At 67.4% G+C, this 17,353-nt stretch carries 16 protein-coding genes, 1 tRNA gene and 1 pseudogene; 5 read left to right on the forward strand and 13 right to left on the reverse strand.

What is annotated here, in order from left to right; genetic code table 11:
* The first annotated feature begins 21 nt into the window (after positions 1–21).
* The gene (locus tag ACF07B_RS06855; RefSeq protein WP_392178027.1) at positions 22–414 is read left to right on the forward strand and encodes an STAS domain-containing protein; all 393 of its coding nucleotides are present in this window, start codon (positions 22–24) and stop codon (positions 412–414) included.
* A 528-nt stretch (positions 415–942) separates the two neighbouring features.
* Here the strand turns inward: ACF07B_RS06855 and ACF07B_RS06860 are convergent.
* Positions 943–1,743: a 2-phosphosulfolactate phosphatase gene (locus ACF07B_RS06860; protein ID WP_392178028.1), complete on the reverse strand. Its 801-nt coding sequence runs from the start codon at positions 1,741–1,743 to the stop codon at positions 943–945.
* 433 nt (positions 1,744–2,176) lie between these two features.
* Between ACF07B_RS06860 and ACF07B_RS06865 the strand changes: the two genes are divergently transcribed.
* Together ACF07B_RS06865 and ACF07B_RS06870 are read left to right on the forward strand one after the other, a co-directional pair.
* Positions 2,177–2,527: an ArsR/SmtB family transcription factor gene (locus ACF07B_RS06865; protein ID WP_392178029.1), complete on the forward strand. Its 351-nt coding sequence runs from the start codon at positions 2,177–2,179 to the stop codon at positions 2,525–2,527.
* A 966-nt stretch (positions 2,528–3,493) separates the two neighbouring features.
* Complete coding sequence (locus ACF07B_RS06870) at positions 3,494–4,168, forward strand: hypothetical protein (RefSeq protein WP_392178030.1); 675 nt, start codon at positions 3,494–3,496, stop codon at positions 4,166–4,168.
* Positions 4,169–4,519: 351 nt separating this feature from the next.
* Here the strand turns inward: ACF07B_RS06870 and ACF07B_RS06875 are convergent, their stop codons facing one another.
* Positions 4,520–5,128, reverse strand: coding sequence for an SMI1/KNR4 family protein (locus ACF07B_RS06875; protein WP_392178031.1), 609 nt, complete (start codon positions 5,126–5,128; stop codon positions 4,520–4,522).
* 186 nt (positions 5,129–5,314) lie between these two features.
* Between ACF07B_RS06875 and ACF07B_RS06880 the strand changes: the two are divergent.
* Positions 5,315–6,074, forward strand: a pseudogene (locus ACF07B_RS06880) (IS5 family transposase); the annotation flags it as partial.
* 812 nt (positions 6,075–6,886) lie between these two features.
* Here ACF07B_RS06880 and ACF07B_RS06885 read toward each other — a convergent pair.
* From ACF07B_RS06885 to ACF07B_RS06935, 11 genes are all read right to left on the reverse strand, one after another.
* Positions 6,887–7,123, reverse strand: a complete 237-nt coding sequence (locus ACF07B_RS06885) for a DUF6126 family protein (protein WP_392178032.1) — start codon at positions 7,121–7,123, stop codon at positions 6,887–6,889.
* Complete coding sequence (locus ACF07B_RS06890; protein WP_392178033.1) at positions 7,120–7,494, reverse strand: ATP-binding protein; 375 nt, start codon at positions 7,492–7,494, stop codon at positions 7,120–7,122. Before ACF07B_RS06890 ends, ACF07B_RS06885 begins: the two co-directional genes overlap by 4 nt.
* Positions 7,495–7,589: 95 nt before the next feature.
* Positions 7,590–7,937, reverse strand: coding sequence for an ArsR/SmtB family transcription factor (locus tag ACF07B_RS06895; protein WP_392178034.1), 348 nt, complete (start codon positions 7,935–7,937; stop codon positions 7,590–7,592).
* The gene (locus tag ACF07B_RS06900) at positions 7,934–8,113 is read right to left on the reverse strand and encodes a hypothetical protein (protein WP_392178035.1); all 180 of its coding nucleotides are present in this window, start codon (positions 8,111–8,113) and stop codon (positions 7,934–7,936) included. The genes ACF07B_RS06895 and ACF07B_RS06900 overlap by 4 nt, the downstream gene beginning before the upstream one ends.
* A gap of 684 nt (positions 8,114–8,797) precedes the next feature.
* Positions 8,798–8,871, reverse strand: a tRNA-Met gene (locus ACF07B_RS06905).
* Positions 8,872–9,521: 650 nt separating this feature from the next.
* The gene (locus ACF07B_RS06910; RefSeq protein ID WP_386602554.1) at positions 9,522–9,896 is read right to left on the reverse strand and encodes a hypothetical protein; all 375 of its coding nucleotides are present in this window, start codon (positions 9,894–9,896) and stop codon (positions 9,522–9,524) included.
* 1,321 nt (positions 9,897–11,217) lie between these two features.
* On the reverse strand, positions 11,218–11,688 hold the full coding sequence (locus ACF07B_RS06915) for a lamin tail domain-containing protein (RefSeq protein ID WP_392178036.1): 471 nt from the start codon (positions 11,686–11,688) through the stop codon (positions 11,218–11,220).
* 1,023 nt (positions 11,689–12,711) lie between these two features.
* On the reverse strand, positions 12,712–14,205 hold the full coding sequence (locus ACF07B_RS06920) for a UvrD-helicase domain-containing protein (protein ID WP_392178724.1): 1,494 nt from the start codon (positions 14,203–14,205) through the stop codon (positions 12,712–12,714).
* A complete protein-coding gene (locus tag ACF07B_RS06925) occupies positions 14,202–14,684 on the reverse strand; it encodes a hypothetical protein (RefSeq protein WP_392178037.1) in 483 nt (160 codons plus the stop codon). The genes ACF07B_RS06920 and ACF07B_RS06925 overlap by 4 nt, the downstream gene beginning before the upstream one ends.
* Positions 14,681–15,550 (reverse strand): DUF6083 domain-containing protein, encoded by an 870-nt coding sequence (locus ACF07B_RS06930; protein WP_392178038.1) that lies wholly within the window; start codon positions 15,548–15,550, stop codon positions 14,681–14,683. Before ACF07B_RS06930 ends, ACF07B_RS06925 begins: the two co-directional genes overlap by 4 nt.
* Positions 15,551–15,718: 168 nt before the next feature.
* Entirely contained in the window at positions 15,719–15,982 is a 264-nt protein-coding gene (locus ACF07B_RS06935; RefSeq protein WP_392178039.1) for a helix-turn-helix transcriptional regulator, read from the reverse strand.
* A gap of 433 nt (positions 15,983–16,415) precedes the next feature.
* On the opposite strand from ACF07B_RS06935, the gene ACF07B_RS06940 reads away from it, so the two are divergent.
* Positions 16,416–17,312: a hypothetical protein gene (locus ACF07B_RS06940; protein WP_392178040.1), complete on the forward strand. Its 897-nt coding sequence runs from the start codon at positions 16,416–16,418 to the stop codon at positions 17,310–17,312.
* The last annotated feature ends 41 nt before the right edge of the window (positions 17,313–17,353 follow it).

Raw genomic sequence — 17,353 nt, forward strand, 5'->3', positions numbered from 1 at the left:
CCCACAAGAAGGTTCACCACCATGACGATCGAATGGCACTACACCGCCGGAGAGGATTTCAGTGTCCTCTCCCTCTCCGGTCACCTCGGACCCGAGGGCGCGCATCGCTTCACCGGTGCCATCGGCTGGGTCCTGGCCCGCGGCACCGGTCCGGTCATCGTCGACATGAGCGGGCTGCGCAGCTGGTCCATCAACGGCCAGCTCGCCGTAATCGAGGCGGCGCGCCGACTCGGCGCACGCGGACGCAGCCTGGAACTGGCCGCGATCCCCGCCGACGGCTCCCTCGTCCCGGATGGCGACTTCCCGCCCATCACCATCCACACCGACCTCGCGGCGGCCGTCGCGGAACATGACGCCCACGGCCAGCGCGGTGATGGTCAGCGGCAGTGGCGTACCAGCGGCTGGTCCGCCTGATTGCCAGCCAGGACCGGCATGTGACGCCTTTCCTCCGGCCGCCGATGGCGAGCCGTGGAGGCAGTTCGGCGGGACCGTCACGGATTTGCTCTCCCGGCCCGGAGACTGAGCGCCGGTGGCGCTTCAACGCGCCCGGCGGATAACGGACTTGAGCAGGGACGGTCTGGTGTGGACGGCAGCGTTCCTGGGAGACTGTGCGGGCGTGCTCTGCACGCCGGTCCCCGGTCGTCTCATCCCCGTGACGGCCTGGGGCCGTTGGCTTCTTGAGCAACGTCCACAAGGTAGATCCGGACCAGTTCCTGGCCTGCGGCGCACCGACCCGGCAGGCACTGTGTGCAGTTCTTCAGATGGTCCTCATACGCTCGGTAGCTTTTGAGCGCAGCGGGCGTGAGGATGCTCTCCATGCCGGACCTCCCCGCGGTCGCAACGCCGAGGGGGCGTGCTCCCTGTTGGACGATTCCCCCGTCGAGCATATGCCGCAATCCTTGGGCCCGGCCCGGAACACGGTTGAATCCCGGCTGGTCGGTGTCATGGTGCTGCAGCAGTGAAAACGCGGTCGCCGCCCAGGACCGGTACGACCGGGCAGGTGTCTTCTTCGACGGCGATCGCCACGTCCTCGGTGGAACCCGCCAGGGCCAGCTCACGGCCGGAGACACTGATGGTGATCGCGTGGGGGATGTCGGCGGTGCATTCGCTGCACGTGCGGGCGGCCGCGGCCTCCGCGGAGAGCGGGCCTGCCCCTTGGGCGTGCAGGTCGGAGATGAGCGCGCCGGCGCCCAGGAGGTCTTCCAGGGCCGGGCGCAGGCTGCCGTCCGGCCACTGTTCACCTGCGGCGATCACGGCGACGGGCCGCTCAGGCGTGCCGTATCCGTGCGAGGTGATCCAGCTGCCGACCGCGGTGATGTTGCGCAGACAGGCAGCGACGACCGGTACACCGGGTCGCGCGGCAGCGGTGACGATGCTGCAGACCGGGGAGGGCAGCACCAGGCGCGCGGTGAAGGGAGCCTTGCGCAGCTGAGCCGGGGACAGGAACCACGGGGCGTCGAGTGGGACAGCACTGCGGGCGACGGCCAGCCGTGCCCCCGACTGCCGGGCGTAGATCGCGGCGGCCATTTCGGCGCCGGCTCGCTCGGCAGCGGTGGCAGTGGCGGGCGGCAGCCAGAACGGCAGGACTTTGCTGCCCGCCTGGACGGCGACGCTCACCGCCGTCGTAAAGGACAGCACGTCCACAACCACCAGACAGGCAGCCTCGGCAGCAAGGCATCTCGCCCCGGTCTGCCCCCACTCGAAACGGATCCCGCTGCCTGACTGCGTCGCCCAGTCGATCATCCCCGCCCCTTCTCCCCTGCCATTTCGAAAATCGTCAACCTCGGTTCACGTTCGCGGCAGGGGCTTTGGCCCGGCCGCCGAAGGACAGCTTCAGCATGCGAGTCTCGCCACAGCGGGGGCACTGTCCGTCCGGGCCGACGGCGTCGGGGCGGCATTTGAGGCGGCATGCGGGGCACGTCAGCCAGACGACGCCCAGACCGTGCAGCGGGGTGATTCTCACTCAAGCCTCCTCACGCGACCTATGGACTTGCTAATATTAGCAAGTCCATAGGTCTCCACTGCTTGATTTGGGTGGACGAGTCCTCGCCCCCGGATTCGGCCCGGCCGCCTTCGCGGGCGAAGATGGCGCCATGTTGTTGACGAGTGGGTGGATGCGATGCACCAAGGGCCGGCCGGCCTGGCCGGACCGCTGTTCCGGGGAGGCGACGGCACGATGAGCACGCCGCTGTACCAGCTGAAGGCCGAGTTCTTCAAAACACTCGGGCACCCCGCCCGCATCCGCGTCCTGGAACTGCTCAGCCAGCGTGAACACGCCGTCGCCGAAATGCTGCCCGAGGTGGGCATCGAACCCGCGCACCTGTCCCAGCAGCTGGCCGTGCTGCGCCGGGCGAACCTGGTGGTGACGCGCAAGGAGGGCTCGACGGTGTACTACTCCCTGACCAGCCCGTACGTGGCGGAACTCCTCAAGGTCGCACGGATCATCCTGTCCGGGGTACTGACCGGGCAGGCCGAACTGCTCGCCGACCTGCAGGCCGCTCAGCAGGAGGCAAAACCGCCGTCGTAGCGACGGCTCCCGATCGGCGGCCGCCTCCCGGAAAATGGACAGCACTCTGGGTACCGGGAGGCGGCCGCTCTCCTCAGCCGACAAGGCGGCTGAGCGCTGGAAGGATGCCGTAACTCCATTCGTGGGAAGGTCTGTTGGTCCCCTGCGGACAACTGCTCACCGCGACTGGGAGTGTTCATGGGCCTGCTGCGCAAGATCTGAGAGACCGGAAGGGCGGCCGAGCAGTCACCCCCGGCGCGCGCGGGTGACGTCCTTTCGTCCGCTCGGGAGTTCGCCGGTTCGGTGCAGGTGGACTGTACGAACGCCGGGTCCTGCAACGGCTGCGAGATCGAGATCGCCGCATTCAGCCCGGTGATAACGCCGAACGGTACGGGGCCGGGCTGGTGGCCTCAGCCCGGCACGCGGACGTGGCACTGGTGACCGGGTCGGTGATGCGGAACATGGCGGAGTCGCTGCGGCGTATGGCCGCCGCGATGGCGAGCCGCGACTGGTGGTCGCAATGGGATGAGCGTCGACTCAACTGCGGGGATTTCACCGGGGGACGGCGTTGAGGGCGCGGTCGGCGGGATGTCGTGCCCGTCATTTCGGGGGTTCCTAGCGGTCCGCCCAGGCTGTTGTTGTGGCTGCGCTGCGACGGGTACCCGGTCGGTGAACATGCTGTCGGCCACTCTTGACGCGGCCGCCCGGTTGGCCATGGTGGGTAGGCTGGCGCGGGCGTTCCTGCCTGGCGGTGGCGAGATTGAGGGTGGCAGGCTGTGCGACGGGTGTGGCTGCACTGGGCCGACGAGGGTGGGCAGCCGGATTCCCGGACCCTATGCCGCAGGCCGGGGCGCATCTGGCGATGGCTGCGATCGTTTGGCCGTACTTCGTAAAAGCTGTTTGTGAGAGGTGCTAACGGTTGCGCTGCTTACAGATCTCGCGCTCGAAGGTCGGCGACCTGTTGCACCGGCTGTCTAGAATCGCGATATGAGTGATAGACAGGAATTCGAGGGACTTGATCTCGTACCGTGGGCTCGATATGACGGGGAAAACATCCCCACAGCGCTGCGGGCAATGACGTCTAAAGATGCCGAACGCGCGGACGAGGCCGTCGACGAGCTTGGTGGCAGCCTGCTGGACCAAGAGGATGGCCATCCGGCCACAGTGCACACTGTTCCCTTCATGGCGCGACTCGCCGCAGCAGATGTCCGCACCTCCGCGTTGCTTTACCTGTTGGGCCTTATCGCCGACACCGGCGATAAGGCCGACACATCATCAAGGCGCACACGCGATGCCGTGACCGCACAATTGCCCCTCCTTCTTCCCCTGCTGGGCCATGAAGATCCAGAGGTTCGGCGACTGGCCATCTGGGCTGTCGCTCATTGCCGGGCACCGGGAAGATCGTGGGCGGAAGTTTCCGCTCGCTGGGCGGTGGAGTCTGAACCCGCTGTACGTTCTGACTTGTTGTTCGGAGCCGCGCTCATTGATCCGCTGGCAGCTCGGACTATCGTGCTCGACGCTCTCACTGCGGGCCAGCCTGACCAAGTCCGGATTGCGGCTCTTGTGGTTAGTCTGGACGTGGGCCTAGCCTGGACGTCACAGACAACGGACACGGCAGTTTCCCTGCTTCCGGCGAGTGAGCTGATCGGCGAAACCCCTTGACTCTACGACCCGTTTCCCGAAATCGTCGAGCGCCTCCTCGCCCGCACGGAAACTAATACGGCCGTCGAATTGGTCGAATCCGCCCTGCGAAGTAAAAATGGAGCAAAGGCGCGCAACGAGGGTCTGTGGGGTGCAAGAAGGGTGGGGGAAGCATCCTGAGCTTCGAATCAGGTTGTTGCCCATGATGCTCCCTCTTCTGGATGACCCGGACAACAATGAGCCTTTTCCAACTTCAAGCCGAGTTGGCCCAGACGTACGCAGTGGAAACGTCCTGAACGAGTCCGGCGATGGGAGTGGTCGAGCACCGGATCTTGCGGAGGGTCTGCCAGCTCGATGTCTGTGGATCCGAGCTCAGTCTCCGAACATTCCTGCGAAGGGGTTGGGTTCGCCAGTCCACGGGTCAAGGCCCGAAGCCCTGAGGCGCTGCTCCTCTTCTCGATGCAAAAAGTGCGGCGCCCCGTTCTGCCAAAGGCTGAGATCTCCAAGTGGGCACTCATCGAACGAACCCAGGAAGACGCCACAGAGGAACTCGACCATGCCGCACGCGTATTCCTGCCATGTCGCGTCGTCCTGATTCCAGACCGTCACCGGCCAGGCGTCAGGGTCGTCGCCTTTAACCCGCCAGCACAGGATGTCGGCACTGGAATCAATCCCCCAGACGATCACCCGGTCCTGGACCGCTCCTCCTGGTCCCTTGTCCCGCCAGATATCGAGCGCGTTGAGCGTCTCCACCTCCATGCCCTGGAACGACGGTTCCTCGCCGCCCACCGCTCGAGGCTCAGGTGGCACAAGACCCAGATACGCGCTGATCCCGCCCGCTCCGTAGACGGCGATGAATTCCTTGTAGTCGCTGGGGAAATGCGTGCCCCAGCTGCGCTCCATCTGCTCCCAGTCGACAGTGTCCCCGGCACCGGGGTGGGCCGGCATCAGATCTCCGAGAAGGTCAAGCGGCGATGTCACCTTGTCACTCCACGAACTCCAAGGGGCGAACTGTAGGATCCCACCTCCCGGACCGCTTAGACAGGAAGCTCATTGAGCCGCTCTTCGGAACTTACGGGCCAGGCGGGGAGGTTGGGCTGACAGACAGGTGAAGCCCCTGGTAGATGGGCTTTCGACCAAGAAATCCGTCCCCACCGGAGGCTTCGTGTGCTTGTCTACCCGTCCGGCCTGGACCTGTCCAGCTCTGCCCTGCGTTTCCTTGCCGACCGGCTGCGCGAGCACCGCCGGGATCTCGGCACCCGATGGCGGCGCATGAGTCCCGGCCGACAGGCACTGCTCGTCCTGGCGCATCTACGCAACGGTCACCCGTACGCCCAGCTCGCTGCGGGATTCGGCATCGGCACCACAACCGCCTACCGCTACATCACCGAGGCTGGGCGGATCCTCTCCGCCCTCTCACCCACCCTCGCCGAGCCTGTCCGCACCGCGTCGAGGAAGGCGTTCGTGCTGCTCGACGGAACGTTGCTGCCCATCGACCGAATCGCCGCCGACCGGCCCTTCTACTCGGGCAAACACAAAACAGCACGGGATGAATGTGCAGGTCATCGCCGACCCGAGAGGGCGTCTGCTGTGGGCCTCGCCAGCCCTGCCCGGTGCCCTTCATGACGTCCGTGCGGCCCGCGAGCACGGCATCATCGATGCCCTTGCCGCAGCGGATGTCGCCTGCTGGGCTGACAAGGGCTACCAGGGTGCCAACGGGACAGTCCGGGTTCCCTATCGCGGCCGATGGGCGAGCCTCTCCAGCGGACAGCAGGCAGTCAACCGGTCCCATGCCAAGATCCGTGCCCTCGTCGAACAGGCTGTTGCGACGCTCAAAGCCTGGAGGATTCTCCGGAAGCTCCGATGCTCGACCACTCGCGTCACCGGACTCGTTCAGGCTGTTCTCTGTCTGCATCTGGCGAGCTCAGCGCCATCGGTCAGACATTGCTGGACCTTGCGTCTCAAGAAGACGCAGCAGTCGCTGACCGTGCCCTGTTGGTCATGATCAGCATGGATGCTCCCGAAGCGCCGGCCCTGCTTGCCCAAGACCTTCCGCGACGCCCCCGCGCCCAGGTGGCCACAGAAGTGTCAGAGGCCGGCGGACGGATCCGCTACGTCCACCCCATCGCCTGCCAGGAGACACTCCTCAACGCAGTTCGGACACGTCTTGTGGCCGAGGACATGACCGAGCAGGAAGCAAGCCAGCTCTTGGGACTGCTTGGACACTGGGGGACAGCGGCCCGAGCAGCAATCCCCGAACTACTGGCCGTCCTGCCCCGATATCCCCTGCGGGTACCTGGCACGCTCGCTCGTATCGCCATAGAGCCCGGGGCTGATCACGATGCCGCTGTCCGGGCGCTGCGAGCTGCCACGAGCCATACGGAAAGAGGCCGGGCCGCGGCAGAAGTCTTGCGTACGCTGAACGAGGCTGGCTGAGAGGGCATTTTCTCTCGTCGTTTGATCCCGGACTGCCTGGTTGGGGCGGTTCAGGTTGCGTGCCAGCTCGGGCTGGATTCCGCGGCCAGGCGTCGTGTCATGAGGTTGATCATCGCGAGTCCTCCATATTGCCGCTCCACCCCAGGGTCGTCCGCCTCGCAGTCATCGCCCGCGGGCCGGGTCCTCCCGACGTTTGACCGCTGAGCGTGAGCGTCTCCAGGGACCCAGGAAGGTGTCGGCAGATATATCTGGCGATGGTGGTCCGGCGCCATGCTGGCCGACCAAAGGCCGAAGCGCCGTCGGCTATTTGTGCGCGTGTTCGCCCAGGTAGAACAGCAGCCACACAAACCCGGCGAACAGATGGGTGCCGAAAATGTAGAAGCCCGCCCGGATCGCGACACCGCGCTCGATCCAGCTTTCCCGGTCCTTGGGCTCGCTTTGGCGCCGCTTGCTCGCGGGCCGGCCGGTCGTCTGGTCATCCACCGTGTCGTCTCCCTGTATTCCGGCGATCTCTATGTGCTGACGAAGGCCGGTGCTCATGAGGGCATGAGGAACCGGACGAGGACGGTCTTGCCGTCGTGACCTGCGGCCGTTTCCACGCTGACGGTGCCGTCGAACGTAGCGGCCAGCTCGGTCACCATCAGCAGCCCAACCCCCATTCCAGCGGGGGTGAGGTCGGGCAGGCGTGGCTCGGTATCGGCCACGCTGACGACCAGGTGCCCGGCCCCGACCGTGATCCCGACATCTGTGACCGGTGAGCGGGCCGCGTGCCGCAGCACGTTGGTGACCAGCTCGCTGACCACGAGCAGTACCGCGTCCGCGAACGCCGAGCAGGGAGGGACCCCGGCGTCAGCGAGGTGTCCGGCCATCGCCTTGCGTGCCCGGGTCACCGCCCCGGGTCCCACGGACACTGCGACAATGTGGCGCCGCGCCGGTAGCGGCACTTGCTCGACGGCCGCCGCGGGCTTGCCCCGGTGCCAGGGGGGCCGGAACGGCCCGGTTCCCCTCATCGCGCTGCCCCCGGGCCGTGCAGCTCGTTCAGCAGGTCCTGCTGTCCGGTCAGCAGGACGGTCAGGACCCGTCGCGCCGCTGCGAGCAGCTCCGCGACATCGCCGCCTGCCAGCTCGTAGACCACCGTCGATCCGGTACGGGTGGCGGTGACAATCCCGGAGCGGCGCAGCACTGCCAGTTGCTGGGACAGGTTCGAGGGCTCGACCTCCATCGCAGCCAGCAGTTCGCGCACTGGCTTCGGGCCGTCCTGCAGCAGCTCCAGGACTCGTATACGTACTGGATGTCCGAGCATCCGGAAGAACTCGGCCTTCGCTTCATACAGCGGAACCGGTACCACGATCACCCTTCCAGGGCCTCTTCGCCGAGATCAATGTCATGCATCCGGGCCAGGCGCAGTGCATCCTCCAGCTCGCCCTGTGCCATGGCCACCTCGTAGGGGCTCTCGGCATCGAGAGCGGCCGTGAGGCTGGCCCGCGCCTTGCCCACCCGCTCCAGCACGGCCTCGACGAACCCGCCCACCCCGGACCACCTCACCCGACCTGCCTATCAAGGCAACTAGTGAATTGAAGAACTCTTCAAGTCTAGTCGACGCTACCGATCCGTTCCCAGCAGGCTGCAGGAGCACGTGCTGTCCGGCCGGCGGATGTCACGGCACGCCGGCGAAAGCACCGTCGCCGTCCATCACCGGCAAGTGCAGGCGTCTTCCTCGATGGTGATCGCCACGTCCTCAGCGGAGTCCGCCGCAGCCAGTTCAGAACGGGACCGCCCCTTGGGGATACAGGTCAGACATGAGCGCCGCTGGCATCCAGGAGGTCTTTCAGAACCGGGCGCCAGGCTGCCGTCCGGCCGCTGTTCGCGGCAGTCGCGGCCGAATTCGGAGAGAGTCCTCGACCCGGACAGCGAGGCGCAGCTCGGCATGTGCCTCGCTGCAGCGCGGAATCCTGCCACTCCCCCACCAATGGTTGATCCAGGTCGGCTACCTGCGGGATCCGCCACTTGCGGGCGAGTTAGGCGGCTTTGATACCGAGCAGACCCCAGGGGGCCATCCCCGCATGCGCGGGGAGCAGTCAATAGCTGCGGGCCGCCCCACCACCGTGTCCGTCCATGAACCGTTCACGGTAAGCCCAGCTGCCACGCCGCACGCCCCGAGGGACTGAACACGTGTGAGGGGCCAGCACATTGTGCTGGCCCCTCACACATCAGTAGCGGGGACAGGATTTGAACCTGCGACCTCTGGGTTATGAGCCCAGCGAGCTACCGAGCTGCTCCACCCCGCGGCGGATGACCCCACCCTACGCCAACTGCCCCCGCCCCGAGACCATCGACAGCCTGCCCGCGAGGCCAGCGGTCGCGGCTGCCGCTTCCTCCAAACTGGAAGGACCCGTAGCAAGTCCCCGCAGCCGCTTGCCGTAGGAGAACAGGTTGCCTCAACCTGGTCAGGCAGGACGTCCCGAGCCCGCGCGCAGTCGTGCACCATGGGCACGCAGTGGCCGTACTGGGCTGTGGTCCATCCGTTGTCCGGCCAACTGGCCTCCACCGCGCCCGCGGCCCTGAGGGCCCCACGACGCTGTCGTGCCCGGCGAAGTAGAGCACCTTGGTGAAGAACGCCGGCCCAGGTAATGAATGTGCTGGTCGTTGCTGAAGGCGCGGTATGCGGCGACGGCGCCGTGTTCCCGGAGCACGTCGAGCGCCTCATAGAGCCGGGCGTCGAGGTCCGCGCGGGTGGAGTTCTGGAAGACGCGTCTGGCCGGTGTCCAGTTACTCCCCACGGTGCGGCGACGCCCGGGAGGGCGCCGCCGCGGAAGGGGTCCGCCCCGGTCCTTCTCGCTCACGGCCACACGCATTCACTGTTTGAGATCATGCATATATGGCGACTTGAAGAAGTCTTCATATTGTGGGCGCGCGTAAGCCGGGACTCCGGTCGGGCCTAGATTTCCAGTTGCCCCTCGACGCGCTTGAGGTGGTGGCGGGCCATCGCCAGGTTCGAACGCGCCCTGTCGAGCACGAGGTAGAGGAACAGGCCGTTGCCGCTGCGCCCGGCGACCGGCCTGATGAGGTGGTACTGCTTTCCGAGAGTGATCAGGATGTCCTCGATCTGGCTCTTGAGACCCAACTGCTCCATGGCGCGCACTTTCGCGCGGACGACGTCCGTATTGCCGGCAGCGGCAATCGTCATGTCCAGATCCTTGCCCCCTCCCAGTGTTCCCAGCGCCATGCCGCTGGTGTAGTCGACGACGGCCGCCCCCAGTGCGCCCTCGGCCTCGGTCATCATTTCCTTCAGCGACACTTCCACACTCGCCATAGCGTCTCCCCTTGGTTGTCGGTCACGCGGGAGGACCGGCAGTGCCGGTCCTCCCGCGTGACCGCACCGTATGCGCACGCCCGAGTCACCAACGGAGTATCTCCGAGGCTGACATCCAGTGATCGGACATGATCGCAAGAGAACCGCTTACCGACTGCTCCTGCCGAAATCGAGCACCAGGGGCACACTCAGAGCTCGCCCGGCACGCGCTCCTGAACTCCTCCAGCCAGCGGGAGCCGTGGGGGTACTCCAGAGAAGGCACTGAAGCCGGGTGTGGTCGGCGCCGGCAAGGTGTCGACCGGCGTCGGGGCCTTCACCGGCCCATTCGCCCCGTCCGGCCGAAGCCACACCGGTGCACCCCGGTGTTCGGCCATCCGCTCATCTATCGGCAGTGGCTCCGCCCACCCCGGCAAGGGCACGGGCCGACCCCGAATTGCGCTCGCGGCTTGCGGCCTGGAGCTTTGACGCAGCAGTGCCAGGATCGAAGATCGAGCCATGGAACGCCCGTCCAAAGCGGAGGAGTTCCTGGCCCGCCGCCAGCGCTCATTAGGCTCAGAGCGGTGCCGTTCCTTCACCGAGGAAGGCCACAGACGTTTCATCATGAGGGCGGCCAGAAGACGGATCTGGCGCACCTGGCCGGTGTCCAGACACAAGTGAACCTCAGCGCCTCTCAGAGTGCCTGCCAGCCCGCATGGAAGATTATCCAGCACGTCCAGCACGCCGCCCCACAACCCCGTAGCAGGGAGGAACAACCGAGGTCGACCTCCACGGCAATCTACTGATCATCAATGATCAGCCAACCGTCTTCAGAGCAGTCCGCTATGGACCCATCCTTCACCCACAGCGGGCCCAACTGGCGGTTCACCGAACCGACGTTCGTCAGTACCCGCCCGCCCTCGCCCCAACCGGGTACCGGGGTCCAGGAGCGTGCCGAGCGCGGCCGACAAGGACTCGGCGGTCGGGGGCCGCGCCGGGAGTGCCGCGCCGATACTCAGCTCGGCCGCCCACCCAGCAGGGCTGGTCACCCGCCTGGGCACGATCACCCGGGGCGGCTGGCCGGACAGCTCTCATCCGTGCCGAACACCTTGTCGCGCAGGACTCGGGCCCGATCAGCCGGGCCCGCAGCAGGGTCGGTGTGGATCTCCGCCTCGGTCCGCAGGATCAGGTAAGCGCACCACCTCCACTTCAGCCACAGGCACCGCCACGGGAGGAGACAGGGCGGTGGGCCGGGCCGCAGGTGATCGGCCCGGCCCACCCTGCATTCACCACCGCTCGCCCGGCGAGGAGCAGTCCCAGGCGAGCGGTGGTGGTTCAGGTCCGGTCAGTGGTGGAAGTGGCGGCGGCCCCAGGAGGCGTCGTCGATGAAGCGGTGGTGGTCGTTGCGCAGAGTGGCCCTGTCACGGTCGTTGTTCCACACGTAGGCGCGGCGGTCTTGGAACAGGTCGGTGCGGGTGTCGCGGCCGATGCCGGTGTGGACGCGGACCGTTGAGCGGCCGCCCAGGCGGTAGTGGTCGAAGGTGTAGGTGTGGCCGTCTGCGTCCGAGAGGGTCCAGCCGTCCAGGTTCACGCTGCGGCGGGTGTTGTTGGTGATCTCCACCCATTCCTGGTTCAGGGAGCGGTTGGAGCGGTCGTCCCGGCCCGGGGAGTCGTACTGCACGTCGCTGATCTCCACCGCCTGGCGGTGCGGGCGCGGGTCGGCGGCGGATGCGGGGACCGCGATCGCCGCGGTGATGGCAGCGGCACTCAGCGCGGCGGCGGCCAGACGACGGGCAGCGGTCGTGGATACGGTCACAGGAATCCCCCTGCATGGTGCGGGCACAACCTCAAAACGCCCTGGTGGGTGCCGGGTTGTGCGGTGTGCGGGTGGCGGCCGGCTGGCCGCGCATTCACACCTTGCCCTCCAGATCGTCAGGATGTGAACGCCATCCAGGGTGCGTTACCGATCAACCGCACCGCCGTGACACTTGGCTGCAGTAGCCATCCATTTCGTTGATGCGTGAAGTTGACGCGGCCCCGGTCCCAACACCCCTGCAGCACTTAGCCGTCAGGCACCGCTCGCCAGGTAGCGCCACCCCACCGAATGTCCAGCTGTCACCCGAAAGTGAGTAACAGCGCCTTTTCCTCGACCGAGGGCTTCGAACGACGAAAAGGACCCTGCCCCACGGAACGGGGCAGAGTCTTCACAAAGCGCCGGGCAGGCCGTCTGACCTGAGGTCGGTCAAGAACGTCGGGCATCTGCGGTTCCTGACGGCCCGAGGCGGCGGCGTGCGCGTCTCGGTCCTAGAACGCCGGTGGCCGACGTTTCTCGCCTTCGTCGGCTCTGCGGCGGTATCCGGGCGCCGCTGCACAGGGGGCTACAGAGCCTGGCGCGGACCCGTGCGTCCCGTGACCGGGCCGCGAGACCTTCGCTCCGGGGGCTCCTAGTTTGGTGACCTTCATGATCTGGCCGGAGCCGACGATGCGGCCTCCCTCGTCGATGAACGGCCGCATGCCTTCCTTCATTGAAGGGGGACCTCATGCTGACCAGGTTCTGGGGCGTTGCGGCTTCGGCCGTCAGCAGGCGCACTGTTGGCGCCGGTCGCCGTTGCCAACAATACCGCCGCGTCGTGTGCCCGGCACACGACAGGTGTCTTCAGAGCAAACTCGCTTCATCCGCGTGGGACGACGGCCAAGTGGAAGGACTGTGCCTACTCCTACAGTGCCAGCTTCCGGGGCACATGCTCCCACCACCGGGGCGTCAAGTACTGACACCGGTAAGCAAGCAGGCGACGCCGCCAACCGCAACCGCGGTCCGGGGCGTCGCCTGGGTACCGGCTCATCGAGTCGCTGTCGAGCTGGGGTGACACCTGGCGGGCCTGCCCTCTGGATGATCGTCGATCCAGGAGAGGCCGCCCATGTCTAGCCGCTGGCGGGTGCGGGTGACTGCCACGTAGGCGAGGCGGGCCTCGCTGTTTTCGATCGGTCCTGGAATGAGCCGCCCGCTGCCGTCCTTTTGGTCGCTGTCCTTCGGCGGGGTGAAGTCGTCCGCAATCCTCACGCAACCCCATTCGCGTCCCTTAGCTTTGTGAGCGGTCGAGACCGTGACTTCGGCCGATTGTTCGGGGACGAACTGGGCGAGGGCGGCGAGGATGGTTTCGGTGCCGTGGGTGTCGACGAGGTCGACCAACGGTTGCAGGTCGCGCCCCGCTGGATCCTGGGAGGCGTAGTCCTGTAGTTCTCCCCAGGTGGCGAAGAGGACGAGTTCCGGGTGGGTGGTACGACGGCCGTCCTTGAGGTCTCGGGCGGCCAGTGCCAGGGCGCGCAGGCTGTCGCCTCCCCCGGCCACCCCTACCCGTTGCCCGGCGGCGAGGAAGTTCATCGCCTGAGCCATGGCGCCGACGTTGGTGCGGCACAGCACGGCGTCGGGGTGGGTGACAGGGCCGAGGTCGGTGGGCACGGTGTCGGTGCCGGTGAGGCGGATCGGGGCGCCCGCGATGGCGAGCCACCGGTTGGCCTCCGCGGCAAGGTGGGGGCCGAAGCGGAAGGACTGTGAGAGGGCGAGCTGGGTGCCGTCGAATCCGGTCATGACGTCTTTGGCGCCGCGCCAGTCGTAGATGGCCTGGGCGGAGTCGCCGACCATGACGAGCTGGGCATGGTCACGTTGAGCGAGGAAGATCTGTTCGACGACGGGGTTGGTGTCCTGGGCTTCGTCCAGGAGCAGGAAGTCGGCGTCGATCCTTGGCTGGGTGAGGGCCCAGATCTTCAGGTAGTGGTCGTGTTCGAAACGGACTGCGCCGTCGTCGGGGTTTTGCAGGTCGGTCCAGGCTTTGCGGGCGAACGGCACGATGTGGTCGGCGAGTTCGGCGTGCAGTTTCGTGTCTTCAAGGCCGCGCAGGCGCGGGACGTGATGGCGGGTGACGTCCGCATCGGCGGTGTGGCAGAAGCGGGCCACGGTGCGCAGCGTGGCGTTGGAGAGGGTCTTTTGTGACAGGTCGCGTTCGCCGATGTGGATGGCTTTGGTGATGCCGAGGGCGTGGCCCGTCTGCCAGGCGGGGCGGCGGGGTGAGTTGAGGCGCAGGGTGTAGCGGTGGCCGATGGCTGCGTAGGCCAGGGCGTGGGCGGTTTTGCAGCTGACGGTGGGTGGGAAGCGGGCGTGGGCGTCCTGGGCGATGGCGCGGTTGTAGGCGAGGTAGCGGCCTCGGCGCCGGGTGGCGCGGGCGAGTTCGGCGAGTGTGGTGGTCTTGCCGGTGCCCGCCCCGGCCTGCAGAGCCAGGTGCTGGCCGGCGTGGAAGGCGTCGGCTGCGGCTTGCTGTTCGTCGGTGGGCTTCAGCACGGTGCTGCTCCGGTGGTGTGGGTAAGTACGCGCCCGACGGCTGCCAGGAGATAGGGAGGGGTAGTGCTGGTGAGCAGGTGCTGGAGTGCGCGGTCGAGGCGATCGGTCTCCTGGTCGGCGTGCCGGGCCAGGGCCCGGTGGACAGCTTCCTGCACAAACAGGTGCGGCGGTCTCCTCGTGTGCTCTGCGGCAGCCTCGAGAGCGGCGTACACGGCGGGCGAGAAGGTGACGTTGAGCAAGATCTGTCCGCGCGGGTCGGGGTAGTGCGTGGTGATCACGTCGATGGGGAGCCGTCCGCCCATCTGATGGCGGAGCCGGTTCAGGGCTTTGTCCGGGGTTTTGGCGCGGACGAGGGCCAGGAGGCGGGTGGCGTCGTAGTTGGCTGCGAGCGGAATCGTGCGGGCGGCCCGGTGCAGTTCGGCCGGTGTGAGAGCTCTGGTCAGGGTGATGTCCAGGGCGTGGAGCCGCATGGTCATGCCTCTTCACGGTGGGTGGGACTGGTGTGGGGCAGCCGGGTGCGGACGAGCGCCATGTGCAGGAGGGGGTCGAAGACCTGCCATCCGGCCGGCGTGAGATCTGCGGCGTCGGGGGTTGCGGCGTGGACGGGGCAGCGCTGGGTACGCCAGCGCAGCTGCTCGGTGTAGGGCAGGCGGCTGAGGTCGTAGACGGCCATGAGCGTGGCGGCGGGCAGGGCGAGTTGGCCGCGCTGCGGGGTGGCGGGCAGCAGAGTCCACGCGCCGCGGGGGCGGCTGGGGTCGAGCACGGGCTGGGGGCAGCGGTGGCGCTGGCGGGTCTGGGCCACGCACTGGATGGCTTCGAGGGGGGCGTCGGCGAGGTAGCGGCCAAGGAGCAGTTGCACGACGGGCCGGGCAGGGCGGTCGTGGCTGGAGCGGGAGGCTGTCTCGCAGACGGTGGGTGGGGCTGGGGTGAACTGGCCTGTGTCGATCAGGCGGCGGGTGCGGACGGCGAGTTGGCGGCGTAGGGATTCTAGGTAGGGGCCGGGCGGCGCGGTGGGGGCGTGTTGCGGGCAGAGCATGTGGTGGGGGATGCGGCACCAGGCGCTCCCGTCGCTGTGGGGGTGGGCGATGCCGCCGCTCAGGTGCCAGCGGTAGGAGGCGGGGGTCTGGGCGGTGTCCAGTTCCGTCGGGTGCAGGGCGATGGGTCGCTGGTCGGGGCGCTGGTACCGGTCGATGCGGTGGCCGCACTGGCGGCAGCGGCCGCTCTGGCCGGTGCGTAGCAGGCGGGTGGGGCTGGTGACGGCGACACGCAGTGGGCGCCGGGGGTATGTGATGCGGGGGCTGCCGTCCCAATGACGGTGTGCGGGGGTGGGGTGGGAGCGCATGCGGGGACCGTGCCAGGCTGGGCGCGGCAGCAGACAACGTGTCCGGGGATGTGTCGCCCGGCTGGCCCAACTAAGACGAACGCGCAACCTATTGATCGACTGGACGTTCTATTCGGCTCGCCGGTTCGGGTGATGTGTGGCGCCAAATTCGTCGGGTCGCTCGAGGGGTCAGGGGCTTTGCGTGCCGGGTGGCGTGTGGCCGGCGCAGAGGCTGCCCAGAAGATGCTCGAGTGAGACGTCGAAGGTGTGGGCGAGAGTGTGCCAGGTGGTGAGAGTGCCGGTGGTGCGGCCGTGCTCCAGGTCGATGAGGGTGCGGCGAGCCAGGCCGCTGCGGTCCGCGAGTTCGTCGAAGGTCCAGCCGCGCTCGCCCCGCAGGCGCGCGAGTTCGGTGCGCAGCGCGTTGAAGTCGGGGTCGGGCGGCAAGATCGTCACTCCACCATCCGACGGTGCAGACCCCTGCCCTGTCAGTGCAGACTTCTGCACTATCTGCTCGGATGAGAGTGATCTTTGCGGTGCGAGGTCTGCACTAGCGTGCCGGGGTCTCTGGCCCCTCATGGCCGGGCAGCAGCATCGCGGCATAGGCAGACGGGAGGACAGGCAGTCCATGAGGCTCGGTGGGGCGGATCCGGCGGTGCGACGTATCTGGACGGTGGAGCTGCGTGTACAGGCGGACGGTCCCCGCCTGGTCTGCCCTCACTGCACCGCTCGTCCTCCTCTCTCTGCGGCCGCTTCCGCGCGGTCCGCTGCGCTGGCGCATCTGGCCTGCCACGCCCGTACTGACGCCCTCCCCCGGCATCTGCGGATCTGTCAGTGCAGTGAGCGGGGCTGTGCGTGGCACCCCCGGCACCGTGGATGCGCCGGACCAGTGCTGCTCGCCCTCACGCGTGACCGCAGCGGTCGCATCTGGCGGCTGGCCGATGCCTGCGGGGCCTGCGCCGCCGCGACCAGCCGCACAGCGGCCGTGCCCGACACTCTGCTCGCTTCTCGCCGTCCTGCAGCTTCCGCTCCTGCGGTGCCGCAGCACTTCTACGACGAGTCCCGGCGTGTGCGGGAGATGCTCACCTACCTCGCATCGGCTCTTGGCTGCATCACGTCCCCTGCCGCCCGGCTGCTCGCCCTGCAGTGCGCCCTGCGCGCCGACACCGACGGCTGCGCCCGGCTGCCGGCCGGCCTGCTGCGCAGCATGCGCATGCATCGGCGCGCCGAGGTGTGGCAGGAGCTGGCCGTGGACGGCTGGCTCGACCTGCCCGCCACCCGGGCGGCGTTCATGCACGTCCGACTGCTGGACGACGCGATCCTGGATCAGACTCCCGGTCGCAGCGCTCGCCGACGTGCCGCCCATTGGGCCCTGCAACCGTCTCCCCTGCTGATGCCGCCGGACGTGGCATCAGCAGAACGCCTAACGGCGCTGGTCCTGGCATCCCATACTGACGCGTCAGGAACCGCTGCCGACCTGGCTGTCGTCGCCCGCCTGTGTGGGCATTCCCGTCGACAGACGAAAGAACTGCTAGACCGGCTGGTGGCAAGACGCACCCTGGCAGCCTGGCGCCATCAACCAGATACCGACGAGGTGCACTGGAAGCCTGGACCTCGTCACCGACTCCCCTGCGTCCCACAAGCCGTCCAGCGCCCAGACCCGGCACAGGGGCAGAGTCCACCCCTCAATCCCAGCCGTACGGCAGAGAACGACGCAACCGACTTCCGTACTATCGCTACAGCAAAGCATGTGCGCCAGCAACTGCCGCCGCCCTCAGGGCAGTAGGTGGGAAAGCAATGACTCTTCGACTTCGCGTACGCCATGGG

This window comes from Streptomyces sp. NPDC015532 (genome assembly GCF_043078065.1).
In the GTDB taxonomy this organism is placed as follows: domain Bacteria; phylum Actinomycetota; class Actinomycetes; order Streptomycetales; family Streptomycetaceae; genus Streptomyces.